24 protein-coding genes and 1 other annotated feature are annotated in these 22,501 nt (G+C 56.6%); of the genes, 7 read left to right on the top strand and 17 right to left on the bottom strand.

Features of this window, described 5'->3' with window-relative positions:
• The first annotated feature begins 130 nt into the window (after positions 1 to 130).
• Entirely contained in the window at positions 131 to 964 is an 834-nt protein-coding gene (gene ppsR, locus EBL_RS07720; RefSeq protein ID WP_002440171.1) for a posphoenolpyruvate synthetase regulatory kinase/phosphorylase PpsR, read from the top strand.
• 157 nt (positions 965 to 1,121) lie between these two features.
• A complete protein-coding gene (locus EBL_RS07715) occupies positions 1,122 to 2,168 on the top strand; it encodes a 3-deoxy-7-phosphoheptulonate synthase (protein WP_002440169.1) in 1,047 nt (348 codons plus the stop codon).
• A gap of 33 nt (positions 2,169 to 2,201) precedes the next feature.
• Here the strand turns inward: EBL_RS07715 and EBL_RS07710 are convergent, their stop codons facing one another.
• The 6 genes from EBL_RS07710 to EBL_RS07685 form a co-directional block, all read right to left on the bottom strand.
• Positions 2,202 to 3,641 carry a protein adenylyltransferase SelO gene (locus tag EBL_RS07710; protein ID WP_002440168.1) on the bottom strand — a complete coding sequence of 480 codons (1,440 nt, stop codon included), beginning with the start codon at positions 3,639 to 3,641 and terminating at the stop codon, positions 2,202 to 2,204.
• A gap of 92 nt (positions 3,642 to 3,733) precedes the next feature.
• Positions 3,734 to 4,198, bottom strand: a complete 465-nt coding sequence (locus tag EBL_RS07705) for an NlpC/P60 family protein (RefSeq protein ID WP_002440167.1) — start codon at positions 4,196 to 4,198, stop codon at positions 3,734 to 3,736.
• 83 nt (positions 4,199 to 4,281) lie between these two features.
• Positions 4,282 to 5,031 (bottom strand): vitamin B12 ABC transporter ATP-binding protein BtuD, encoded by a 750-nt coding sequence (gene btuD, locus EBL_RS07700; RefSeq protein ID WP_002440166.1) that lies wholly within the window; start codon positions 5,029 to 5,031, stop codon positions 4,282 to 4,284.
• Entirely contained in the window at positions 5,031 to 5,582 is a 552-nt protein-coding gene (locus EBL_RS07695) for a glutathione peroxidase (protein WP_002440164.1), read from the bottom strand. Before EBL_RS07695 ends, btuD begins: the two co-directional genes overlap by 1 nt.
• 147 nt (positions 5,583 to 5,729) lie before the next feature.
• Positions 5,730 to 7,115, bottom strand: a complete 1,386-nt coding sequence (locus tag EBL_RS07690; RefSeq protein ID WP_002440163.1) for an MFS transporter — start codon at positions 7,113 to 7,115, stop codon at positions 5,730 to 5,732.
• Positions 7,116 to 7,154: 39 nt separating this feature from the next.
• Positions 7,155 to 8,108 carry a 2-hydroxyacid dehydrogenase gene (locus EBL_RS07685; protein ID WP_002440161.1) on the bottom strand — a complete coding sequence of 318 codons (954 nt, stop codon included), beginning with the start codon at positions 8,106 to 8,108 and terminating at the stop codon, positions 7,155 to 7,157.
• Positions 8,109 to 8,204: 96 nt separating this feature from the next.
• Here EBL_RS07685 and EBL_RS07680 point away from each other — a divergent pair, with 96 nt between their 5' ends.
• On the top strand, positions 8,205 to 9,113 hold the full coding sequence (locus tag EBL_RS07680; RefSeq protein WP_002440160.1) for a LysR family transcriptional regulator: 909 nt from the start codon (positions 8,205 to 8,207) through the stop codon (positions 9,111 to 9,113).
• A 24-nt stretch (positions 9,114 to 9,137) separates the two neighbouring features.
• On the opposite strand, the gene btuC is transcribed toward EBL_RS07680, so the two are convergent.
• Positions 9,138 to 10,118 carry a vitamin B12 ABC transporter permease BtuC gene (gene btuC / locus EBL_RS07675; protein ID WP_002440158.1) on the bottom strand — a complete coding sequence of 327 codons (981 nt, stop codon included), beginning with the start codon at positions 10,116 to 10,118 and terminating at the stop codon, positions 9,138 to 9,140.
• A gap of 131 nt (positions 10,119 to 10,249) precedes the next feature.
• Between btuC and EBL_RS07670 the strand changes: the two genes are divergently transcribed.
• Entirely contained in the window at positions 10,250 to 10,606 is a 357-nt protein-coding gene (locus EBL_RS07670; protein WP_126298253.1) for a RidA family protein, read from the top strand.
• Positions 10,607 to 10,734: 128 nt separating this feature from the next.
• Here EBL_RS07670 and ihfA read toward each other — a convergent pair whose 3' ends face one another.
• The 9 genes from ihfA to EBL_RS07625 form a co-directional block, all read right to left on the bottom strand.
• Positions 10,735 to 11,034 carry an integration host factor subunit alpha gene (gene ihfA, locus EBL_RS07665; RefSeq protein WP_002440155.1) on the bottom strand — a complete coding sequence of 100 codons (300 nt, stop codon included), beginning with the start codon at positions 11,032 to 11,034 and terminating at the stop codon, positions 10,735 to 10,737.
• Positions 11,035 to 11,038: 4 nt separating this feature from the next.
• Positions 11,039 to 13,426 carry a phenylalanine--tRNA ligase subunit beta gene (gene pheT / locus EBL_RS07660; RefSeq protein WP_002440154.1) on the bottom strand — a complete coding sequence of 796 codons (2,388 nt, stop codon included), beginning with the start codon at positions 13,424 to 13,426 and terminating at the stop codon, positions 11,039 to 11,041.
• Positions 13,427 to 13,440: 14 nt separating this feature from the next.
• Positions 13,441 to 14,424: a phenylalanine--tRNA ligase subunit alpha gene (gene pheS, locus EBL_RS07655; RefSeq protein ID WP_002440153.1), complete on the bottom strand. Its 984-nt coding sequence runs from the start codon at positions 14,422 to 14,424 to the stop codon at positions 13,441 to 13,443.
• A gap of 68 nt (positions 14,425 to 14,492) precedes the next feature.
• Positions 14,493 to 14,615, bottom strand: a sequence feature (Phe leader region).
• Positions 14,566 to 14,610 carry a pheST operon leader peptide PheM gene (pheM, locus tag EBL_RS20720; RefSeq protein WP_001386830.1) on the bottom strand — a complete coding sequence of 15 codons (45 nt, stop codon included), beginning with the start codon at positions 14,608 to 14,610 and terminating at the stop codon, positions 14,566 to 14,568. It overlaps the preceding feature by 45 nt.
• 124 nt (positions 14,616 to 14,739) lie before the next feature.
• Positions 14,740 to 15,096, bottom strand: coding sequence for a 50S ribosomal protein L20 (gene rplT, locus EBL_RS07650; RefSeq protein WP_002440151.1), 357 nt, complete (start codon positions 15,094 to 15,096; stop codon positions 14,740 to 14,742).
• A gap of 109 nt (positions 15,097 to 15,205) precedes the next feature.
• Complete coding sequence (rpmI, locus tag EBL_RS07645; RefSeq protein WP_002440150.1) at positions 15,206 to 15,403, bottom strand: 50S ribosomal protein L35; 198 nt, start codon at positions 15,401 to 15,403, stop codon at positions 15,206 to 15,208.
• Positions 15,404 to 15,496: 93 nt separating this feature from the next.
• The gene (gene infC / locus EBL_RS19750) at positions 15,497 to 16,039 is read right to left on the bottom strand and encodes a translation initiation factor IF-3 (protein WP_071840829.1); all 543 of its coding nucleotides are present in this window, start codon (positions 16,037 to 16,039) and stop codon (positions 15,497 to 15,499) included.
• Positions 16,040 to 16,042: 3 nt separating this feature from the next.
• On the bottom strand, positions 16,043 to 17,971 hold the full coding sequence (thrS, locus tag EBL_RS07635; protein ID WP_002440147.1) for a threonine--tRNA ligase: 1,929 nt from the start codon (positions 17,969 to 17,971) through the stop codon (positions 16,043 to 16,045).
• Positions 17,972 to 18,409: 438 nt separating this feature from the next.
• Complete coding sequence (locus EBL_RS07625; RefSeq protein ID WP_002440145.1) at positions 18,410 to 19,168, bottom strand: DUF481 domain-containing protein; 759 nt, start codon at positions 19,166 to 19,168, stop codon at positions 18,410 to 18,412.
• Between the two features lie 303 nt (positions 19,169 to 19,471).
• On the opposite strand from EBL_RS07625, the gene EBL_RS07620 reads away from it, so the two are divergent.
• Entirely contained in the window at positions 19,472 to 20,332 is an 861-nt protein-coding gene (locus EBL_RS07620; RefSeq protein ID WP_002440142.1) for a fructosamine kinase family protein, read from the top strand.
• A gap of 33 nt (positions 20,333 to 20,365) precedes the next feature.
• Here the strand turns inward: EBL_RS07620 and EBL_RS07615 are convergent, their stop codons facing one another.
• On the bottom strand, positions 20,366 to 20,902 hold the full coding sequence (locus EBL_RS07615; protein WP_002440141.1) for a YniB family protein: 537 nt from the start codon (positions 20,900 to 20,902) through the stop codon (positions 20,366 to 20,368).
• Between the two features lie 156 nt (positions 20,903 to 21,058).
• Between EBL_RS07615 and hxpB the strand changes: the two genes are divergently transcribed.
• Both hxpB and EBL_RS07605 read left to right on the top strand, forming a co-directional pair.
• A complete protein-coding gene (gene hxpB / locus EBL_RS07610) occupies positions 21,059 to 21,727 on the top strand; it encodes a hexitol phosphatase HxpB (RefSeq protein ID WP_002440140.1) in 669 nt (222 codons plus the stop codon).
• Between the two features lie 117 nt (positions 21,728 to 21,844).
• Positions 21,845 to 22,432 carry a metal-dependent hydrolase gene (locus tag EBL_RS07605; RefSeq protein WP_002440139.1) on the top strand — a complete coding sequence of 196 codons (588 nt, stop codon included), beginning with the start codon at positions 21,845 to 21,847 and terminating at the stop codon, positions 22,430 to 22,432.
• Positions 22,433 to 22,501: the final 69 nt, after the last annotated feature.

Below are 22,501 nucleotides of genomic sequence, written 5' to 3'. Positions count from 1 at the left end.
GTGGTTACGGGATTTCATAAAAACTAAAAACACTGTTTCAGTTATTTATAAATCCAAATTAGTTAACGTCAGCTATTTGTTTTAATTTATAGTTTAGTGCTTGAGGACATTAATGAACCGGGGTCGTTTCATGGATAATTATATCGATCGTCACGTTTTTTATATTTCCGACGGTACTGCCATCACCGCTGAGGTACTGGGCCACGCGGTCATGTCGCAGTTCCCGGTCACCTTCGACAGTATTACCCTGCCGTTTGTGGAAAATGAATCCCGCGCGCGGGCCGTGAAAGAGCAGATCAACGCCATCTGGCAGCAAACCGGTGTTCGCCCGCTGGTGTTCTACTCCATCGTGTTGCCGGAAATCCGCAATATTATTTTGCAAAGCGAGGGGTTTTGTCAGGATATTGTCCAGGCGCTGGTGGCCCCGCTCCAGCATGAGCTGAAGCTGGATCCCACGCCGGTGGCCCACCGCACCCACGGTCTGACCCCGGGTAATCTTAATAAGTATGATGCGCGTATTGCCGCCATTGATTACACCCTCGCCCATGATGACGGGATCTCGATGCGCAACCTCGACCAGGCCCAGGTGATCCTGCTGGGGGTCTCCCGCTGCGGTAAAACCCCCACCAGCCTGTATCTGGCCATGCAGTTTGGTGTCCGGGCCGCTAACTATCCGTTTATCGCCGATGATATGGACGACCTGCAACTGCCCGCCGCCCTGAAACCGCTACAGCACAAGCTCTTCGGGCTGACCATTAACCCGGAGCGGCTGGCCGCTATTCGCGAAGAGCGCCGGGAAAACAGCCGCTATGCCTCCCTGCGCCAGTGCCGGATGGAGGTCGCCGAAGTGGAGGCCCTGTACCGTAAACACCAGGTGCCCTATATCAACAGTACCAACTTTTCGGTGGAAGAGATCGCCACCAAAATCCTCGATATCATGGGGCTGAGCCGGCGCATGTACTGACAAACTAGTACAAAAATACAGTTGTATATGTTAGGGTACAGTCTTCCCGGTGGCCGGACCGGCGCGTGGCTTTGCTTCGCGCGTGGTTTGGTTTATTGTGACCGGCATCACTTCCCGGTATATCACCGCAGAGAAGACCCAATTCCCGAGACATTGCATGAACAAAACAGATGAACTGCGGACCGCGCGTATAGAAAGCCTGGTCACCCCTGCGGAGCTGGCCTCCCGTTATCCTATCTCCACAGAGGTGGCGGCCTCCGTTACCGCAGCCCGCCAGCGGATCGAAAATATCCTCAGCGGCACCGACCCCCGCCTGCTGGTGATCGTTGGCCCCTGCTCCATTCACGATCTGGACGCGGCCATGGAATATGCCCGCCGTATCCGCCAGATGCGCGACAAATACCACACCCGGCTGGAAATTGTGATGCGCACCTATTTCGAAAAGCCGCGCACCGTGGTGGGCTGGAAAGGCATGATTTCCGATCCGGATCTCAACGGCTCCTACCGGGTGAACCACGGTATCGAACAGGCCCGCCGCCTGCTGTTACAGGTTAACGAGCTGGGTGTGCCCACCGCCACTGAATTCCTCGATATGGTGATCGGCCAGTATATTGCCGACCTGATAAGCTGGGGGGCCATTGGTGCCCGCACCACAGAAAGCCAGATCCACCGGGAGATGGCCTCGGCCCTTTCCTGCCCGGTCGGGTTTAAAAACGGCACCGACGGCAACACCCGGATAGCCATTGACGCGATCCGCGCCGCCCGGGCGGGCCATATGTTTTTATCCCCGGATAAAAACGGCCAGATGACCATTTACCAGACCAGCGGCAACCCCCACGGCCATATTATTATGCGCGGCGGGAAGTCCCCGAACTACCACGCGGAAGATATCGCCGCCGCCTGTGATGCCCTGCACAGCTTTGATCTGCCGGAGCATCTGGTTATCGATTTCAGCCACGGCAACTGCCAGAAGCAGCACCGCCGCCAGCTGGAAGTATGCGACAACGTCTGCCAGCAGATCCGCAACGGCTCCCGGGCCATTGCCGGGGTGATGGCGGAAAGTTTCCTGCGGGAAGGCACCCAGAAGATTGTCCCCGGGCAGCCGCTGGTCTATGGCCAGTCGATTACCGACCCGTGCCTTAACTGGGAAGATACCGAAACCCTGCTGCACCGGTTATTCAACGCGGTTGCCAGCCGCTTCTGATCCCCTCCGTCCCGGCCTGTGGCCGGGATTTTTTTAGCTTGAGCAGCTCACCTCAAGGTGCTTGCCCCACTCCGGTGGCCGGTGGGTGTAATCGTCCTCCCGGTGGGCGAAGGGCTGCATCAGCACCTGGTGCAGCTCATGCAGCGGTCCATAATCTCCCTGCTCTGCCCGCTCAATAACCCGCTGGGCCAGCCAGTTGCGCAGAACCACTGCCGGGTTCACCGCCAGCATCTGCGCCTGGCGCTGGCTGTCATCCGTCTGCTCCTCCTGCAGGCGCTGGCGGTAGCGGCCAAACCAGGCATCAAACCCGGCGCGGTCGATAAACTCATCGCGCAGCGGTGAGGCGGCACTGTGTTGCTCCGTCAGGCTCAGCATCCGGAAGGTGCGGGTATAGTCACTGCCTTCCCGGCCCATCAGGCTAAACAGCTCAACCAGCAGATCGTTGTCGCCATCCTGTGGGGTGAAGAGCCCCAGCTTAGCCCGCATATGCCCGCTCCATGCCAGGGAGAGCGCCGGAGAGTAGAGATCCAGCGCGGCGTTCAGCGTGTCGACCGCAATAAACGGCGACAGGGCCTGGGCCAGGCACTGTAAGTTCCACAGCCCCACCGCAGGCTGATTATCAAAGGCATAGCGCCCCTGGTGGTCAGAATGGTTGCAGATAAACCCCGGGTTATAGTCATCCATAAACCCATAGGGGCCGTAATCCAGGGTCAGCCCCAGCAGGGACATATTGTCGGTGTTCATCACCCCGTGGGCGAACCCCACGGCCTGCCAGTGGGCAATCAGCCGGGCGGTGCGCTGCACCACGTCGCGAAACCACAGCTCATAACGGTCGGGCTCCGCCACCAGCCCAGGCCAGTGGCGGGCTATGGCGTAATCGGCCAGTTGCTGCACTTTCTCAGGCGCTTTGCGGTAATAGAAATGTTCAAAATGACCAAAACGCAGATGGCTTTCGGCAATGCGCATCAGCATCGCCCCGCGCTCTTCGCTCTCCCGCCAGACCGGCGTATCGCTGGTGACCACACTCAGCGCCCGGGTGGTGGGGATCCCCAGGTGGTGCAGCGCCTCGCTGGCCAGCGCTTCGCGCAGGGTTGAGCGCAGCACCGCCCGCCCGTCCCCCATCCGGGAATAGGGGGTGAGCCCGGCCCCTTTCAGGTGCCAGTCCCGTACGGAGCCATCGGCCAGGCACTGCTCGCCCAGCAGGAGCCCGCGCCCGTCGCCCAGTTGCCCGGCCCACTGACCAAACTGGTGGCCGCTGTAGACCTGGGCCAGCGGCGCCATACCGGGCAGCAGTTGCTCCCCGGCCCAGACGGCCGGGGAGTCAAACAGGGCGGGATCCAGCCCGAGCTCATCCGCCAGGGGGGCGTTATGCCAGATCAGGCGGGTATTGGTGAGCGGATACGGCTGTACCGGGGTATAGAAGCCGGGTAACTGGTGATACCAGCTGTTGGTAAATCGGGGCGTTGGGTTCATAAATCCTCCTGAGTGCAGTGTAGTGCGTCAGGCGGTTTTTAAACACCGGGCGGTGTCAGGGGTATTCCCCGGTTGCCCGGGGAATATGTGCGTTACAGGCGGCGGGCCTGCCAGAATTTTTTGCGCCAGTAGACATTATCCAGCGAAGAGCGGGTCACCCCATGGCTGGTGGAGGCGTGGATAAACTGGTTATCCGTATCATAGATCCCCACATGCAGGCCATTCTCACCGCTGCCGGTTTTAAAAAATACCAGATCGCCAGGCAGCAGCTCGTCTTTGCTGATTTCAGTGCCGATCTGCGCCTGATCGGTGGTCACCCTGGGCACCCGCAGGCTGAACTGGTCGCGGTAGGTCATCAGCACAAATGCCGAGCAGTCCACGCCGCGGCGGCTCATGCCCCCGTTGCGGTAAGGGGTGCCGCGCCAGGTGTTGAGCTGGTCATTTAACTGGGCAATAACCGTGATAGAGTCAGAAAGCCGTGCATTCGGTGGCGGAGCCCGGTGGCTGCTGCAGCCTGCCAGGATCAGAGTCACAAAGACCAGTAGCCAGTAGCGCATTCCGCTAAATCCCTCTATTTATCGCGTAGTTGGTTTCGCGTAATGTAGCGCCGTCCTCTTTCCCCCGCAAGCGTTGCGCCAGCTCAGGGGACGGGAACGACCATATTGTATCCATCTACCCGCAGATGCCGGAAACCGACACCATAAGCCCGGGTTAAATTATCTTCACTGAGCACGTCACCGGGCTCGCCCCGGGCCAGCAGCACCCCGCCTTTCAGAAGCCATACCTGGCTTGCATGGCGCAGGGTATGGTTCAGATCATGGCTGCTCAGCACAATCGTTATGCCCGCCTGGTGCAGCTCCCCCAGCACCCGGTCAACCGCCGCCTGCTGCGCCACATCCAGCCCCGCCATGGGTTCGTCCAGCAACAGCAGCCGCCCCCCGTCATGGCAGCCCGGGTGAATTTGCAGCACGCAGGCCGCCAGCCGTACCCGCTGCCACTCGCCGCCGGAAAGCTGGCTGACCTGGCGGGTGAGTTTATCTTCCAGCCCCAGCGCCCGGGCCAGGGAGAGCATCACCGCCTGGGCGGACTCCCGCGGCTGGTGCAGCGATAAATAGTGCCAGACCGGCATGGCAAACGGCGCCACCTGCTGCTGGCTAAGCCAGGCCCGCTGGTGGGCCAGCGCCGCCGCAGGCCACCCGGATACAGGCTGCCCACTCAGCAAACACGCCCCCTGGTGGGGGTGCAACCCCGCCATGCAGGCCAGCAGCGTGCTCTTGCCCGCCCCGTTCGGCCCGACAAGGTGCAGGTATGCCCCCGGCAAAACATGGCCGCTCAGGGGCGCCAGACGCCCGGTGACCGCCAGGTTTTGCAGCGCCAGCAGGGGGAGCATCAGGCCGCCAGCGCCATTTCCAGCGCCGCAATCAGGTGGCGGTTATCCGGGGTCATATCCGGCGAGAAACGGGCAATCACCTGGCCGCCACGGCCAATCAGGAATTTTTCAAAGTTCCACAAAATATCCCCCGGGTGTGCCGGAGCCCGGCCTTTGCTGGCCATCCGCTCATAAAAGCCGCTGCCTTCCGGGAAAATGGCCTCTGGTGCGGCGTCAATCAGCGCCTGATACAGAGGGTGGCGGTGTTCACCGTTGACATCAATCTTGCTGAACATCGGGAAGGTAACCCCGTAGGTGGTGCTACAGAAGGTTTTAATCTCTTCGGCGCTGCCCGGCTCCTGGCCCAGGAACTGGTTGCAGGGGAAGCCCAGTACCGCAAACCCCTGGGACTGGTACTGTTTTTGCAGTGCCTCCAGCTGTTCATACTGAGGGGTCAGGCCGCATTTTGAGGCCACATTCACCACCAGCAGCACCTGATCAGGCCAGTGGGCAAGCGTGGTGGGTTGCCCGTCCAGGGTGGTAACGGGGATAGTAACAAGTGACTGTTGCATAGCAGTTCCTCAGCGCAGGAGAGTTGTCTCTGGAGAATATACTATAGTCACATCATCCGGTTAATTTCCAAACCTTTTGCCCGGCGTGGATTGTTCGTTAAACCAACAAGTTAAACCTTAACGAAACAATACCCGCCGGGCAGTGTACTACTGATGCGATGATACCGGGTCACTCAGGCACTCGGGCGATGAGCCCGGTATACGCTCAAACCGCCCGGCAATCAGCCCATAGCTGATAATCGCCAGTAACCCGTGGGCCGCCACAAAATAGAGGGCCAGGTTAAAAGAGCCGGTCACCGATACCACATAGCCAATCACCATCGGGGTGATGATACCGGCAATATTCCCGATACAGTTAAATACCCCGCCGCACAGGCCGACCATATTTTTCGGCGCGACATCTGAAATAACCGCCCAGCCAATGGCGGCAAACCCTTTCCCGAAGAACGCCATCGCCATCAGGAAGATAACCGCGCTGTCGGACTCAACCACATTGGCAAACACCAGAGTGGTGGAAAGCCCCATGCCGATAATAAACGGCGTTTTACGGGCCCGGGACGGGTGCACGCCTCTGGCGATTAACATATCGGAGAGGTAGCCCCCCAGCAGGCCGCCGGTAAAGCCGCAAATCGCCGGGAGCGCTGCCACCCACCCGGCCTGCATCAGGCTCATACCGCGCCCCTGAATCAGATACACCGGGAACCAGGTAATAAAAAAGTAGGTTAATGCCGTAATGCAATACTGGCCCAGATAAATCGCCCACAGACTGCGGGAGACAAACAGGCATTTCATCTCTGCCAGTCTCAGGCCGGGTTTCTTCTCCTGCCGACAGGCATCCAGATCCACCAGGGCGCCACCTTCCTTCATCAGCGCTTTTTCCTGCGGGCTCAGGCGCGGATCCTGGTGGGGATCCCGGTAGTAGATAAACCAGACCGCCGCCAGCACTAAACCCAGCGCCCCCATCCACAGGAAGATATGCTCCCAGCCCCAGGCGTGGGTTATCCAGGCCATCAGCGGGGTAAAGAGCACCACTGCCATATATTGCCCGGAATTAAACAGCGCCGAGGCCAGCCCCCGCTCGCGGGTGGGAAACCAGCAGGAGACAATCCGGGAGTTGGCGGGAAAGGCCGGGGACTCCACCAGCCCCAGCATAAAGCGCATCAGAAACAGCGTGCTGGCCGCCAGTACGCCGGACAAGCCCATCCAGCCCACGGTCCCCTGTAAGGCGGTAAACAACGACCATAAAATAAGGCTGATGCCATACACGCGCCGGGCACCAAACTTGTCCAGCAGCCAGCCGCCGGGGATCTGCCCGAGGGCATAGGCCCAGGCAAACGCAGAAAAGATCATCCCCAGCATCATCGGATCCAGGGACAACTCCCGGATGACCGAGGTCCCGGCGATGGACATGGTGGCGCGGTCTGCGTAGTTAATAACGGTAATGATAAAAATTAACGCCAGCACCCAGTAACGGCGGCGCCCGACATGTGTACTGCGTGGCAGGGAAACATAACTTTCTTTATGATTGCTCATCGTTATCACCCATCTGTTGTGCAGAACAAAACTAAGCCGTTATACCCGGTGTGGGGGCTGCTGCCCGTTAAAACAGGCGGCCAGATTCTCCAGCACCCGCATTCCCATTTCGATACGCGTCTGGGTGGTGGCGCTGGCCCGGTGGGGCTGCAGGGTAACATTAGGCAGGGTGAAAAAGGCTTCCGGTACATGGGGCTCCCGGGCAAAGACATCCAGCCCGGCCCCGGCTATCCGCCGGTGGATCAGGGCATCCAGCAGTGCGGCTTCATCCACCAGTTTACCCCGGGCGACATTAATGAAATACCCGTCTGGCCCCAGCGCCTCGATCACCGTATCGCTGACAATCACCTGGCCGCTGTCTGCAGAGGCCGCCAGCACCAGGACATCCACCTGGCGGGCCAGTTCGTGCACATCCTCCACGAAGGTGTAATCCACATGCTCACAGGGGGTGAGGCTGGTGTAGCGCACCGGCATACTGAACGCCACCGCCCGCCGGGCGATAGCCTGCCCTACCCGGCCAAGGCCAATAATGCCAAGTGTGGCGCCGCTCACTTTGCGCGCCAGGGGGAGCGTGCTCCCGGGCCACTGGCCGGTGCGCACAATATGTTCGGCTTCGCTCATCCGCCGCAGGGTGGCGATAATCAGCCCCATAGCCATATCGGCCACATCATCGGTCAGAATATCCGGCGTGGTGGTGACATAAATCCCCCGCCGGGCGGCGTACGCCAGATCAACCGCATCGGTGCCGATGCCGCTGATGGCGACAATTTTTAATGCCGGTAGCTGGGCCATTAACTCCCGGGAGAACCCCTTCGCCCCGCCGGTAACCACCCCCTGGATCAGGGGGGCAATGTCAGACAGCATACTGTTCGCATCATGGGCCAGATAAAGGCGGTGCACCTCATAGTCGCGAAGTAGTATTTTTTCAACCGGTTCCGGTAAAGGCTGCGTTAATAAAATATGCGGCCGGGTTGTAGCGATATTTTGTATCATTTGCGCTCTCCATCATGGTTATTTATCACGATGATGGACAGCGGATTATTCCATGTCTAATATAAATTCGGCATTCATTGATATAAGAATTGAATCATGGATTTATACCAGTTGCGCTGTTTTATTGCCGTGGCTGAGGAGCTGCATTTCGGGCGGGCTGCTGCCCGGTTGCATATTACCCAGCCACCACTAAGTCGCCAGATCCAGCTACTGGAAAAGAGCCTGGGATGTGCGCTATTCGCCAGAAATAACCGCCATGTGAATCTCACCCATATGGGGGAGCATGTGCTCAGGGAGTCGCGGCTGATCCTGAAGCTGGCCGATCAGCTTCAGTCCTCGGCCCACCAGCGCGCCATGGGCTTTGCCGGAACTTTGCGGCTGGGTTTTACGGCGGTATTTTCCTGGCAATTTATTCCCCGGCTACTCAAACAGATGACCGCCAGGCTCCCGGGGCTGGATTTTCAGCTTTATGAGCAGGTCTCGCAAAAGCAGGTCAGCGCGATTGCGGAAAATCTGATTGATGTCGGTTTTGTGCGCCATGTCCCACCGGATCCTCTACTGACCTATTTACCGTTAACCCGGGAAACCTTTGTGGCGGCATTTCATTCTGAGCACCCCCTCGCCCGCAAACGCAAAATACCGCTCACGGCATTTAATAATGAAACGTTTTTTTGCTACAGCCCGAACGAGGCACGAACGTTTTATGATCGCATCAGCGATCTGTTTATTTTTAATAAAATAACGCCCAACTATAAATATGAGTTCGCCCAGACCCACACCATTCTGGGGATGGTCAGTGCCGGGCTCGGCTGTTCTATTGTGCCCGCTTCGGCAAAAACCCTGGGCTTTCCTAATATTTCCTATCTCACTATTGAAGGAGCCAGTATTCAGGCACACAATTTTCTGGTCTATTCAAAATCGAACCCTAACCCGGCGTTACCGGTATTTATTGATGCGGTAAACGCCATCATTAATGAAGATCCGGCCTTTGCTCCGGGAGAATAGTCCCGGGGAATAGCCCCGGGCGCATCAGCGTTTTGCCGTTAACAGCAGCCAGATAAACACCGGGGCCCCCAGGGTAGCGGTCACCACCCCGATAGGGAGCTCCGCTGCCGGTATGGCCAGGCGGGCCAGAATATCGGCCAGCAGCAGTATGCCGCCACCAGCGAGCATACTGGCGGGTAACAAGGCCCGGTGGTCCGTCAGCCCGCATAGCCGCAGCATATGGGGAACCACCAGGCCAATAAACCCGATAGCACCGCCCAGCGCCACGCTCACCCCCACCAGCCAGCCGGTTGCCAGCACCAGCAGGTTACGCCAGGCCGATACAGAGACCCCCAGTTGCCGGGCGCTGCTCTCCCCCAGGGCCAGTAAATTAAGCGGATGCCCGAGGGTACACAGCCACACCATTACCGGTAGCAGGGCCAGCATCAGCCAGCCCTGGCCCCAGTCCACCCCGCCAAAGCCGCCCATCATCCAGTACATCAGCTGGCGCAGATCCATGCTGGTGCTGAAATAGACCGCCCAGGTCATCATGGCGCTACAGATGATCCCCAGCGCCACACCGGCCAGCAGCAACCGGCCGGTAGAAAGATGGCGGCGGGCAAAGCGCAGCAAAATCAGGGTAATAAGCAGTGCCCCCAGAATGGCGCACACCCCCAGCGCCCAGCCCGGCCAGTAACCGCCCCCGATAAACAGCCCGGCCACCAGCGCTACCCCTGCCCCGTTAGACACCCCCAGCAGGCCGGGCTCAGACAGCGGGTTGGCAAACAGCGCCTGCATCAGCGTGCCGGTCAGGGCCAGGGCACCGCCCACCAGCAGTACGGCCAGAGCGCGCGGCAGGCGGATCTGCCAGACAAACAGCTTGCCGCTGTCCGTAAGCCAGTGTTGCGGGCCAATCCACTGCTCCCCGGCGCACAGGCTGAAGACAAAGCTCACCAGCAACAGCAGCGTGAGCGCCGCCAGCCAGTAGCGATTGTAGCGTTGTTGGGTTCGGGCAAAAGACAGCATAGGTTATGTCAGGTTCGCTTAAGATACCGCGAATTCTACGGGGGGCGTGCGGGGGAGAAAAGCAATTTGTCGTTGGGTGCTGAACGGTTATAGTTGATAACTCAAGATGCTCTGACATGGAAACAAAGCGCATGACAATTAAACGCAATAATCCCAAACCCCGTCTTTCCGCCAGCGTTGAGTATGGCAACCTGGTTTTTCTCTCCGGGCAAACGCCGAAAACCCGCGATGCGGATATCAGCCAGCAAACCCGCGAAGTGTTTGAGAAGATTGACGCCCTGCTGCTGGAAGCCGGTAGCGATAAGCGCCACCTGCTCAGCGCCCAGGTGTGGTTAAAGGATATCGCCCGGGACTTTGACAGCTTTAATGAGGAGTGGGTTGCCTGGCTGCCCGAGGGCTTCAGCCCGGCACGGGCTGCCGTGCAGGCCGATATGGCCCGCCCGGATATCCTGGTTGAGGTGATGGTCACCGCCGTTAAATCCGCATAACCGGCCCGGGCCGTTATTCTGCGAAAAAAAGCGCCTGACGGGCTACCGCCAGGCGCTTTTGTCTGTGGCAGGAAGACGATACCCGGCAAGAAAAAGACCGCACAAGGCGGCCTTTTGGATGACGTCAGTTATTCGTCTTTCGGCGTTGCGTTCTCAACCCGGCTTTTTAACTTCTGCCCGGGTCTGAAGGTCACCACCCGGCGAGCCGTAATGGGAATATCTTCCCCCGTCTTCGGATTGCGTCCTGGACGTTGGTTTTTGTCGCGCAAGTCAAAGTTACCAAAACCAGAGAGCTTCACCTGCTCCCCATTTTCCAGAGCGCGACGGATCTCTTCGAAAAACAGTTCAACCAGCTCTTTGGCATCCCGCTTGCTAAGCCCTAGCTTATCAAACAGATATTCTGACATTTCAGCTTTTGTAAGCGCCATAGGTTCAATCCCTCAATGATGCCTGGAATCGCTCTTTTAGTGCCTCTACACATTTGGCAACGGTAGCGGCAATCTCCTCTTCTTCGAGTGTACGGCCGGAATCCTGCAGGATCAGGCTGATAGCCAGGCTCTTATAGCCTTCGGCCACGCCCTTGCCACGGTACACGTCAAATAAGTTTACGCCAACTACCTGATTTACGCCAACTTTCTTACACTCTGCCAAAACATCCGCTGCGGGCACATTTTCGGCTACCACAACCGCGATATCGCGACGGTTAGACGGGAAGCGGGAAACCCCCTGAGACTGCGGTACGACGCGGTCTGCCAGCGCATCCCACAGCAGCTCAAACACCAGCGTGCGGCCGTTCAGGTCCAGCTTGCGCTCCAGCTCCGGATGAATAACGCCGATAAATCCGATACGTACGCCATCAAGATAAATCGCCGCACTCTGGCCCGGATGCAGTGCCGCAATGGCTTCTGCCCGGAACTCAATTTCGGATAATTTACCGGTCAGCTCCAGTACCGATTCCAGATCGCCTTTCAAATCATAGAAGTCGACACTGCCTTTCGCCAGATCCCAGTGCTCTTCATAGCGGTTACCGCAAATCACACCGGCCAGCATCACATCCTGGCGAATGCCGAGATCTGCGTTGGTATCCGGCACAAAGCGCAGCCCGGTTTCAAACAGGCGCACGCGCCCCTGCTGGCGGTTCTGGTTATAGATAACCGTGCTCAGCAGACCGGTCCACAGGGAAAGACGCATGGCGGACATTTCGCTGGAGATAGGGCTTGGCAGCAGAAGCGCTTCTTCACCCGGGTGCAGCAGCTGCTGGATTTTCGGATCCACAAAGCTGTAGGTGATCACTTCCTGGTAGCCTTTGTCCACCAGCATGGTTTTCACCCGCTTCATGGGCAGTACCGCTTCGCGATGGCTGCCCATCACCAGACCGGCCTGTACCGGGGTGTTGGGGATATTGTCGTAACCGAACAGGCGGGCAACTTCCTCCACCAGGTCTTCTTCGATTTCCATATCAAAACGCCAGCCCGGCGCCACGGCCTGCCACTGATCCTGGCCCACAGTCACTTCACAGCCCAGACGGGTCAGAATATCGGTCACCTGGGCGTCATCAATGTGGTAGCCAATCAGGCGATCCAGCTTACTGCGACGCAGGGTGATGGTGGCACGCTTCGGTAAATCTGCCTGGCTGGTCTGGTCGATAACCGGGCCTGCGTTACCGCCGCAGATATCCATCAGCAGGCGGGTCGCGCGATCCAGGGCTTTGAACTGCAGGGTCGGATCCACACCGCGCTCATAACGGTGGGAGGCATCCGTATGCAGGCCATGGCGACGGGCGCGGCCGGTGATAGCCAGCGGGTTAAAGAAGGCACACTCCAGCATCACGTCCCGGGTCTCTTCACTGACGCCGGAATGTTCACCGCCGAAGATACCGCCCATGGCGAGGGCTTTTTTATGGTCAGCAATCACCAGAGTGTCGGCTTTCAGGGTCGCTTCGCTGCCGTCAAGCAGGACCAGTTTCTCGCCCTCTTCCGCCATACGCACCACGATCCCGCCGTCAATACGGTTCAGATCGAAAGCGTGCATCGGCTGGCCCAGCTCCAGCAGGACGTAGTTAGTCACGTCTACTACCGGGTCAATGGAGCGGATCCCGCAGCGGCGCAGTTTTTCTTTCATCCACAACGGCGTGGCGGCCTTCACATTAATGCCTTTGATAACCCGGCCCAGGTAGCGCGGGCAGGCGCTGGTGGCTTCAACGCGGATCGGCAGCGTGTCGCTGATGGTGGCCGCTACCGGGGCGATATCCGGTGCGTTCAGGGTCATTTTGTTCAGCACTGCCACATCCCGGGCAATCCCGATGATGCTCAGGCAGTCTGCCCGGTTCGGGGTGATGCTGACTTCAATGGCGGTATCGTCCAGCTTCAGGTATTCACGGATATCCGTACCGATGGGGGCATCCGCCGGCAGTTCGATAATGCCGCTGTGGTCATCAGAAATGCCCAGCTCCGAGTAGGAGCACAGCATCCCTTCAGAGGGCTCACCGCGCAGTTTGGCGGCTTTGATTTTGAAATCGCCCGGCAGTACGGCACCAATGGTGGCGACCGCCACGCGCAGGCCCTGGCGGCAGTTTGGCGCGCCACAGACGATATCCAGCAAGCGTTCGCCGCCCACATTAACTTTTGTCACCCGCAGTTTGTCTGCGTTCGGGTGCTGGGCGCACTCCACCACTTCACCGACGACAACACCATTAAACGCACCGGCAACGGCTTCAGTACCGTCCACTTCCAGACCGGCCATGGTTATCTGGCTGCACAGCGCGTCACTGTCAATGGCCGGATTTACCCATTCGCGTAACCAGAGTTCACTGAATTTCATTGGATAGTCCTGCCTTATTTAAACTGTTTGAGGAAACGTAAGTCATTTTCGAAGAACGAGCGCAGATCGGTCACGCCATAACGCAGCATGGTCAGACGCTCCATCCCCATCCCGAAGGCGAAGCCGGAGTAAACTTCCGGATCAATACCCACATTACGCAGAACGTTCGGGTGCACCATGCCGCAGCCCAGCACTTCCAGCCATTTGCCGTTTTTGCCCATCACGTCCACTTCGGCAGACGGTTCGGTAAACGGGAAATAAGACGGGCGGAAACGCACCTGCAGATCTTCTTCAAAGAAGTTACGCAGGAAGTCGTTCAGGGTGCCTTTGAGGTTGGTGAAGTTGATGTTTTTATCAACAATCAGCCCTTCCATCTGGTGGAACATCGGGGTGTGGGTCTGGTCGTAGTCGTTACGGTATACCCGGCCCGGGGCGATAATGCGGATCGGCGGCTGCTGGTGCTCCATGGTGCGAATCTGCACGCCGGAGGTCTGGGTACGCAGCAGGCGGGTGGCATCGAACCAGAAGGTGTCGTGGTCCGCGCGCGCCGGGTGGTGGCCGGGAATGTTCAGGGCATCAAAGTTGTGGTAATCGTCTTCGATTTCCGGGCCGGTTGCCACGGTAAAGCCCAGCTCGCCGAAGAAGTGCTCGATGCGATCAATCGTGCGGGTGACCGGATGCAGGCCGCCATTCTCAATACGGCGCCCCGGCAGAGAAATATCAATGGTCTCTTGCGCCAGGCGCGCGTTCAGGGCAGCGGATTCCAGCTCAGATTTACGGGCGTTCAGGGCCTGTTGTACCTGCTCTTTCGCTTCGTTGATTACCGCACCGGCAGCGGGACGCTCTTCGGGAGGCAGGTCACGCAGGGTGGTCATCTGAAGGGTCAAATGCCCTTTTTTGCCTAAGTATTCGACGCGTACAGTATCTAACGCGGCAACATCCTGGGCATCGTGAATGGCTGCCTTTGCACTGGCAACCAGCTCTGCGAGATGTGGCATGGTATTCCTCTTATGCCGGCACGGTAGCCGGAGTCGTTGGTCTTATTCAAAAGGCGAAAACGTCAGGTATAAAAAAAGCCTCCATAAGGAGGCTCTGGCGCTTGTTTTCCGTTTCTTCTCTCACGCGCTAGCCTCCCGGGTTCAGGTGCTAAAGTAAAAAAAGAAGCGGAAAATAGCAGCATTCATGCTTGCGTTACCTTGTGTGGCGCTTATCGTAAGCGTTCTATTCAAAAACGTTTACCGGGAAATGTCAATCTACTGATAGTGATACAGATAAAACAAGAAGAGGGAGCCAGGCTCCCTCTCTTAACTGGCTTACGCCAGAGCTGATTTCGCTTTTTCGACCAGAGCAGTGAATGCTACTTTGTCGAATACAGCGATGTCAGCCAGGATCTTACGGTCAATTTCAACAGAGGCTTTTTTCAGGCCGTTGATGAATTTGCTGTAAGAGATACCGTTCTGACGTGCTGCTGCGTTGATACGTGCAATCCACAGCTGACGGAACTGACGCTTACGCTGACGACGGTCACGGTAAGCGTACTGACCAGCTTTGATAACAGCCTGGAAGGCAACGCGGTATACGCGAGAACGCGCACCGTAGTAGCCTTTAGCTTGTTTCAAAATTTTCTTGTGACGTGCACGGGCAACTACACCACGTTTTACGCGAGCCATATGCTCTCTCCTGTATCTATATTCTGTTGTTACCCATCATTTTGGGGACCACGGCGCTGAGCCTGGCCGCAACACAAAATGGATCGGGCGATTAAATTAAAAAATTGGCTTATGCGTACGGCAGGCAAGCAATTACCAGACCCAGATCGCCTTTGGAAACCATGGCTTTCGGGCGCAGATGACGTTTACGCTTAGTCGCTTTTTTAGTCAGAATATGACGCAGGTTAGCGTGTTTGCGCTTAAAACCACCTTTACCGGTTTTTTTGAAGCGCTTAGCAGCACCGCGTACGGTTTTGATTTTTGGCATCTTATTAACTTCCACTTCGCATTGTTAAATAAACGAAACAAAGGCGAACCTTGTCTGAGAGGCAAGCCCCTCAGACAGGATTACTTGGTGGCCTTACTGTTTCTTCTTAGGAGCGAGCACCATGATCATCTGGCGGCCTTCGATCTTCGTTGGGAAGGATTCGACTACTGCCAGATCAACCAGATCGTCTTTCACGCGGTTAAGCACTTCCATACCGATCTGCTGGTGGGCCATCTCACGACCGCGGAAACGCAGTGTGATTTTGGCCTTATCGCCATCTTCGAGAAAGCGAATCAGGCTGCGGAGTTTTACCTGATAGTCACCTTCATCTGTACCAGGGCGGAATTTAATTTCCTTCACCTGGATAACTTTCTGCTTTTTCTTCTGTTCCTTAGAAGATTTGCTCTTTTCATAGAGGAACTTGCCGTAGTCCATTATACGGCAAACCGGCGGCTCGGCGTTAGGGCTGATTTCGACTAAGTCCACCCCGGCTTCTTCAGCTTTTTCCAGAGCTTCTCTCAGACTGACAATACCAAGCTGCTCGCCTTCCAGACCTGTTAAGCGAACTTCCTGCGCGCGAATTTCGCCATTAATACGATTCGGACGCGCCGTTTGAACTCGTTTTCCGCCTTTAATACCTTATTCCTCCAGTTGTTGAAGACTGCGGCTGCGAATCTCTTGTTGCAGCTTCTCAATCACATCGTTTACGTCCAGACTACCCAGGTCTTTACCGCGACGGGTACGCACGGCTACTTTGCCTGCTTCTACCTCTTTGTCGCCGCAAACCAGCATATAAGGGACGCGACGTAAAGTGTGCTCGCGGATTTTAAAGCCTATCTTCTCATTTCTCAAGTCTGCTTTCACACGAATGCCCGCATTTTGCAGTTTACGGGTCAGTTCGTTAACGTATTCAGACTGACTATCGGTGATATTCATAATCACCACCTGGACTGGTGCCAGCCAGGTCGGGAAGAAACCTGCGAACTCTTCCGTCAGAATACCGATGAAGCGTTCCATAGACCCCAGGATAGCGCGGTGGATCATCACCGGCACCTGGCGCTCGTTATTCTCGCCGATATAAGACGCGCTCAGACGTGCCGGCAGCGAGAAGTCCAGCTGAACAGTACCACACTGCCAGGCACGATCCAGGCAATCGTAGAGCGTGAACTCAATCTTAGGACCGTAGAATGCGCCCTCACCCGGCTGATATTCAAACGGGATATGGTTCTCTTCCAGGGCTGCCGCCAGATCCGCCTCAGCGCGATCCCAGGTGGCGTCACTACCGATACGTTTTTCCGGACGGGTGGAGAGCTTCACGACAATTTTCTCGAACCCGAAAGTGCTGTACATATCATAGACCATACGGATGCAGCTGTTGACTTCAGCACGCACCTGATCTTCGGTACAGAAGATATGAGCATCATCCTGGGTAAAGCCACGCACGCGCATCAGACCGTGCAGCGCACCTGATGGCTCGTTACGGTGGCAGCTACCGAACTCCGCCATACGCAGCGGCAAATCGCGGTAAGACTTCAGACCCTGGTTGAAGATCTGAACGTGGCCCGGGCAGTTCATGGGTTTGATGCAGTATTCACGGTTCTCAGAAGAGGTGGTGAACATGGCGTCTTTGTAGTTGTCCCAGTGGCCGGTCTTTTCCCACAGCACCCGGTCCATCATAAACGGACCTTTTACTTCCTGATACTGGTACTCTTTGAGCTTGGAGCGCACAAACACTTCCAGCTCGCGGAAGATGGTCCAGCCGTCGTTGTGCCAGAACACCATGCCCGGCGCTTCTTCCTGCATATGGTACAGGTCAAGCTGCTTACCGATTTTACGGTGGTCGCGTTTTGCGGCCTCTTCCAGGCGCTGCAGATACGCATTCAGCGCTTTTTTATCTGCCCATGCGGTGCCGTAGATACGCTGCAGCATTTTGTTGTCGCTGTCGCCGCGCCAGTAGGCACCGGCGGTTTTCATCAGCTTGAAGTTATGGCAGAAGCGCATGTTTGGCACATGGGGGCCCCGGCACATATCGATATATTCCTGGTGATGGTACAACCCGGGTTTATCGTCATGGCTGATGTTCTCATCAAGAATCGCCACTTTGTAGTCTTCACCGCGACTGACAAAGGTATCGCGGGCTTCCTGCCAGCTGACTTTTTTCTTGATGACGTCGTAATCTGTATCTGCCAGCTCGTGCATCCGCTTTTCGAGCTGGTCAATGTCTTCCTGGGTCAGGGTGTGGTCAAGATCAACATCGTAGTAGAAACCGTTGTCGATAACCGGGCCGATAGCCATTTTGGTATTGGGCCACAGCTGCTTGATGGCATGGCCTAACAGGTGCGCGCAAGAGTGGCGGATAATCTCCAGCCCTTCTTCGTTTTTCGCAGTGATAATCGCCAGGGTGGCGTCCTGCTCAATCGGGTCGCAGGCATCAACCAGCTCACCATTCACGCGACCTGCGATGCAGGCTTTCGCCAGACCCGGGCCGATATCCAGGGCCACATCCATAACACTGACAGCGTGGTCGTAAGCACGCTGGCTGCCATCAGGAAGAGTAATAACAGGCATTATAAGTCCTTACTTGCAGTGGTGAGCCACACGAAAGCTCACATACAACGTTTTATTAGCTTAAAATTGAGGTACGTTGCCTGCCCATCTCGCCGACAATTGCGAGTGGTGGGCGGCTTCTGAACGCGCAGGCCGCTGTTGCAACCTGCGGAGGGGGATAGTAGCACTTCAGCGCCCTCTTGTCGCCCCACAGACCCGGCTACGGGGTGATTTTATTCCCGGTCTGTAACATGAACGCCTGATTTAGGGTAATCGGGCCGTTGTTAATAATGTCCGGGCATAAATATTCTCCAGGCACTGGCGCCTGCGGATTGGGGAAATAACAGAAACTATTTCTGACAATATTTTTAATAATAAAAAACGCACGTCCGGATAAGACAAAAAATAACAAATAAAACCTTAACTGACCGGCCAGTAAAATGGTGGCCGGTCATATTATTACATCCGGTAACCCAGAGTGACCGTGGTGCGCGTGTCGGTATGCTCTGGCGCGCTGTCCGGCGGGTTCGAGTTCCAGGTCACGTTATAGGCCACCTTCAGCCCGAAATGGCTATTGATCGCCACATTCAGCGCCGTTTCGGAGTTCACCGTGGTATCGTCAGCCCCGAGCAGCGATACCCCCTGGCTGAATTTGGCGTTATCGCTCAGTTGCCAGGCATAGGATCCTGCCGCATAGCCCAGTGCCTGCGTTTTGTCGCCGCCTTCGGTGTATTCGTCGTAACGCACGCCGGGGCCGAATTCAACCCGCAGACTGTGTACCGGGCCATTCCAGATCTGGCGACCATAACCGGCGGTAAACACGTCCCGGGCCTGGTAACCGTTGTAGCGGTCACTCAGCCAGCTGGCCTGGCCAAACAGATAGTCATAGTCGGTCCAGTTATAACGGCCACGCCCCCCGGCGGAATATTTTTCCGACGACCGTTCATCATTAGATGAGTTATTACTGGCATTGCCCCACAGGGACCAGGCCGTGACGCTGTTATACCAGGTCATGGTGGTTTCAGCAGTTAATGAAGAGCTTTTTGAGTTACCGGACTGGGCAAGATATCCGGCATTCAGGTTTCCTTCGAAGGGTTTCTTCGCGGTGGAGGGATCATCCATGACAGTAAAAACATTATCGTCTGCAACTACATAGTGACTTACAAGCGCACTTCCCGTGAAGAGCAGCGCCACGGGTACTGTCTTAAAAAGTTTCATTTAACTTATTGTCCGCACAGCATAAAAAGAAGCCGTTACCGGCCCCGGATATTTTTCTGAGGAGCAAAATGGGCTATCCATAGAAAGGACGCGAATTATAAAATAAGCCGATTTTGCATAGCAATAATTTCTTATTTCATCTTTTGAATAAGAACGATCCCTGCGGATAAGAAAAATGAATAAGGCGCTGATCAAATCGCGGGACAATCCATTATTTAACGTGATTGTTGTGCGATATGTCGTGTTTTCGTCCATGCTTAGCACGTAAGCTAATGATCTACCAGACAACGTGGGGATAAAACTATGTGGCAAGCCATCAGTCGTCTGTTAAGAGAGCAACTGGGTGAATCAGAAGCCCTTGAGCGTACCGAACTACCCGGCGGAGAGATCCACAGCGCCTGGCGCTGCCAGTATGCCGGCAGGGAGATCTTTATTAAGAGTGACGCGCGGGAGCTGTTGCCGATTTTCACCGCCGAAGCGGATCAACTGGCGCTTCTGGCCCGCAGTGCTACGGTTCATGTCCCCCATGTGTGGGGCGTCGGCAGCGACCGGCAATACAGCTTCCTGCTCCAGGACTATATTCCGCTCCGCCCGCTGGATGCCCATAACGCTTTTCTGCTGGGCCAGCAGCTTGCCAGGCTTCACCTGTGGAGCGATCAGCCACAGTTTGGCCTGGATTTTGATAATGACCTCTCCACCACCCCACAGCCCAATACCTGGCAGCGCCGCTGGTCCAGCTTCTTTGCGGAGCAGCGCATTGGCTGGCAGCTGGAGCTGGCGGCGGAAAAAGGGATAGACTTCGGCGGCATTGATACGATTGTCAAAAAAGTGGAGGACCGGCTGGCAGGTCACCAGCCTCAGCCTTCGCTACTGCACGGCGATCTGTGGTCCGGTAACTGTGCCCAGGGGCCAGACGGCCCGGTGATTTTTGATCCGGCCTGCTACTGGGGGGACCGGGAGTGTGATCTGGCGATGCTGCCGCTCCACCCGGAACAACCGCCGCAGATTTACGACGGTTACCAGTCCGTTTCTCCCCTGCCGCTGGATTTTATGGACCGGCAACCGCTCTACCAGCTATATACCTTATTAAACCGCGCCATTCTGTTTGGCGGCCAGCATCTGCAAACGGCCCACCAGGCCGTGGATGATTTTATGGCCTCTTAAGGTCCCGGGCGCAGGCGACCACCTGCGCCCCGGTTACAGAAACCCCAGCAGGGACAGGCAAACATAGCCGATAACGCCGATGATCACCGGCAGGATATACAGCGGGAAATACTGCACCAGCAGGGTGTGGCGCGGAATCACCAGCCGTGCCTCCAGCTGGCTGCGGCTCAGCCCGTCCGGGCCTTTGGCCTGCTCCAGGATAAGCTGGTCCTCGATCCCCTCTTTCAGCGCCCGCGACTGGCGCCACATGCGCGCACCGCTGGCCTGTAAGGCGATCCCGACAAAAATCAGCACATAGATAATCCAGAAGCCCACATTAAGGCCGTGGTTAAAATCCGGCAGCGGCGAATTATGCCAGAACAGGTTCAGAAACGGCGTGTTAAAGCGCACCATGTCGATCATCACGTGGGCAAAATCCATCATGACTGCGTCGATACCCGGTTTTTTCTCGCTGTGCTGGTACATATACTGCAAAACAGAGATAAGCGTTGATATCACCGCGGGAATAAAAATTACCCAGCCCGCAATACGTTTGATAATAGCCACACGCCCCAGCTGTTGGTACGTCATCCCTTCCCCTTGATTTATCTTCTTAAAAAACCCGTTAAGTCTACCTGCTTACGCCACGTTTCGCCTGAATTTTGCGGTGCATTTTGTTAATCATCCCGCAGGGCGTACACTCAGCAGAGTATTTATCCTGCTATTTATCCGAAGGAGTTATTGCTGATGACCACTGCCCCTCATGTTGCCGCAGCCCTGTTTGATATGGACGGCCTGTTAATTGATTCAGAGCCTTTATGGGATCAGGCGGAACGGGAAACCCTGGCCAGTGTCGGTGTCGACCTTACCCGCCAGCATGAATTACCGGATACCCTGGGGCTGCGTATCGATCTGGTGGTTGACCTCTGGTATGGGCGCCAGCCCTGGCAGGGGCCCTCAAAAGCGCAGGTGACCCAGGCAATTTTTAAACGCGCCATTGAGCTTGTTGAGCAGCAGCGCCCGCTGCTGCCAGGCGCTGCCCAGGCCATTGCCCTGTGTAAAGAGAGCGGCATGAAAGTGGGCCTGGCCTCCGCCTCGCCTATGTATATGCTGGAGCAGGTACTGGAGATGTTTGGCTTACGCAGCCAGTTCGATACCCTGGCCTCTGCAGAGCATCTGCCCTACAGTAAGCCCCACCCGCAGGTGTACCTGAACGCGGCACAGCAGCTGGGTATTCCCCCGTTGCAGTGTGTCACCCTGGAAGACTCCGTCAACGGCATGATCGCCACCAAAGCGGCGCGGATGCGCTCTATCGTTGTGCCGGCGGCTGAGAACCGCAGCAACCCGCGCTGGGTGCTGGCAGATGTTCAGCTCACCTCCCTGACTGAACTGACCCTGAGCCACTTACAGGGTTAACCACCCGGGCGCCCGGTATTCCCGGGGCCCGGTGACAATTTGTTACCGCGTCACCCCTTCCGTCTACTGTATAAAAACCCTATACTGGATGAATTGACAGTTATTTTCGGGTGTATCATGACGGCGGAAGGCCACCTGCTCTTTTCCATTGCCAGTGCTGTTTTCGCCAAAAATGCCGGGCTCACCCCGGTACTGGCAGAAGGAGACTGGTGGCATATTGTTCCGGCGGCGGTGCTCACCTGCCTGCTGCCGGATATTGATCACCCGCGCTCCTTCCTCGGCCAGCGGCTGAAACTTATCTCTACCCCCATTGCCCGGGCCTTCGGCCACCGGGGGTTTACCCACAGCCTGATGGCGGTATTTGTCGCCCTGACACTCCTGTATCTGAAGGTGCCGGAAACCTGGCTTATCCCGGCGGATGTCCTGCAGGGGATGGTGCTGGGCTATCTGAGCCATATTGCCGCCGATATGCTTACCCCGGCCGGGGTGCCCCTGCTGTGGCCCTGCCGCTGGCGGTTCAGATTCCCGATTGTCACCCCGCACAAAAACAACCAGCTGGAGCGGATTTTATGCATCGCGCTGTTTGGTTTCTCAGTCTGGATGCCCCAGGGGCTGCCGGAGACCCAGGCGGTCCGCTGGTCCAGCCAGTTGATTCACACCTTTCAGGGCGGGTTTAATCGTTTTATTATTCACCAGCAAAACTAACTGCCACCGTTATATTCCAAAAAGTAATAAACAATATCTTTTGAATATAAACTCCCGCTCAGGGCATCT

This window comes from Shimwellia blattae DSM 4481 = NBRC 105725, assembly GCF_000262305.1.
Lineage (GTDB): Bacteria > Pseudomonadota > Gammaproteobacteria > Enterobacterales > Enterobacteriaceae > Shimwellia > Shimwellia blattae.
The sequence above is the reverse complement of the archived record's forward strand: the minus strand, read 5'-3'. Positions and strand labels throughout refer to the sequence as shown.

What these genes read in the sequence shown, in the direction of transcription:
- btuD (WP_002440166.1), bottom strand. Translation starts at nt 5,031, where the DNA reads ATGCTCCCCCTGCTGGCGCTGCAAAACCTGGCGGTCACCGGGCGTCTG.
- rplT (WP_002440151.1), bottom strand. Translation starts at nt 15,096, where the DNA reads ATGGCTCGCGTAAAACGTGGTGTAGTTGCCCGTGCACGTCACAAGAAA.
- EBL_RS07695 (WP_002440164.1), bottom strand. Translation starts at nt 5,582, where the DNA reads ATGCAACAGTCACTTGTTACTATCCCCGTTACCACCCTGGACGGGCAA.
- EBL_RS07715 (WP_002440169.1), top strand. Translation starts at nt 1,122, where the DNA reads ATGAACAAAACAGATGAACTGCGGACCGCGCGTATAGAAAGCCTGGTC.
- pheS (WP_002440153.1), bottom strand. Translation starts at nt 14,424, where the DNA reads ATGCCACATCTCGCAGAGCTGGTTGCCAGTGCAAAGGCAGCCATTCAC.
- EBL_RS07625 (WP_002440145.1), bottom strand. Translation starts at nt 19,168, where the DNA reads ATGAAACTTTTTAAGACAGTACCCGTGGCGCTGCTCTTCACGGGAAGT.
- rpmI (WP_002440150.1), bottom strand. Translation starts at nt 15,403, where the DNA reads ATGCCAAAAATCAAAACCGTACGCGGTGCTGCTAAGCGCTTCAAAAAA.
- btuC (WP_002440158.1), bottom strand. Translation starts at nt 10,118, where the DNA reads ATGCTGTCTTTTGCCCGAACCCAACAACGCTACAATCGCTACTGGCTG.
- ppsR (WP_002440171.1), top strand. Translation starts at nt 131, where the DNA reads ATGGATAATTATATCGATCGTCACGTTTTTTATATTTCCGACGGTACT.
- EBL_RS07685 (WP_002440161.1), bottom strand. Translation starts at nt 8,108, where the DNA reads ATGATACAAAATATCGCTACAACCCGGCCGCATATTTTATTAACGCAG.
- EBL_RS07705 (WP_002440167.1), bottom strand. Translation starts at nt 4,198, where the DNA reads ATGCGCTACTGGCTACTGGTCTTTGTGACTCTGATCCTGGCAGGCTGC.
- EBL_RS07615 (WP_002440141.1), bottom strand. Translation starts at nt 20,902, where the DNA reads ATGACGTACCAACAGCTGGGGCGTGTGGCTATTATCAAACGTATTGCG.
- ihfA (WP_002440155.1), bottom strand. Translation starts at nt 11,034, where the DNA reads ATGGCGCTTACAAAAGCTGAAATGTCAGAATATCTGTTTGATAAGCTA.
- EBL_RS07620 (WP_002440142.1), top strand. Translation starts at nt 19,472, where the DNA reads ATGTGGCAAGCCATCAGTCGTCTGTTAAGAGAGCAACTGGGTGAATCA.
- EBL_RS07710 (WP_002440168.1), bottom strand. Translation starts at nt 3,641, where the DNA reads ATGAACCCAACGCCCCGATTTACCAACAGCTGGTATCACCAGTTACCC.
- hxpB (WP_002440140.1), top strand. Translation starts at nt 21,059, where the DNA reads ATGACCACTGCCCCTCATGTTGCCGCAGCCCTGTTTGATATGGACGGC.
- EBL_RS07670 (WP_126298253.1), top strand. Translation starts at nt 10,250, where the DNA reads ATGACAATTAAACGCAATAATCCCAAACCCCGTCTTTCCGCCAGCGTT.
- EBL_RS07680 (WP_002440160.1), top strand. Translation starts at nt 8,205, where the DNA reads ATGGATTTATACCAGTTGCGCTGTTTTATTGCCGTGGCTGAGGAGCTG.
- thrS (WP_002440147.1), bottom strand. Translation starts at nt 17,971, where the DNA reads ATGCCTGTTATTACTCTTCCTGATGGCAGCCAGCGTGCTTACGACCAC.
- pheT (WP_002440154.1), bottom strand. Translation starts at nt 13,426, where the DNA reads ATGAAATTCAGTGAACTCTGGTTACGCGAATGGGTAAATCCGGCCATT.
- EBL_RS07605 (WP_002440139.1), top strand. Translation starts at nt 21,845, where the DNA reads ATGACGGCGGAAGGCCACCTGCTCTTTTCCATTGCCAGTGCTGTTTTC.
- EBL_RS07690 (WP_002440163.1), bottom strand. Translation starts at nt 7,115, where the DNA reads ATGAGCAATCATAAAGAAAGTTATGTTTCCCTGCCACGCAGTACACAT.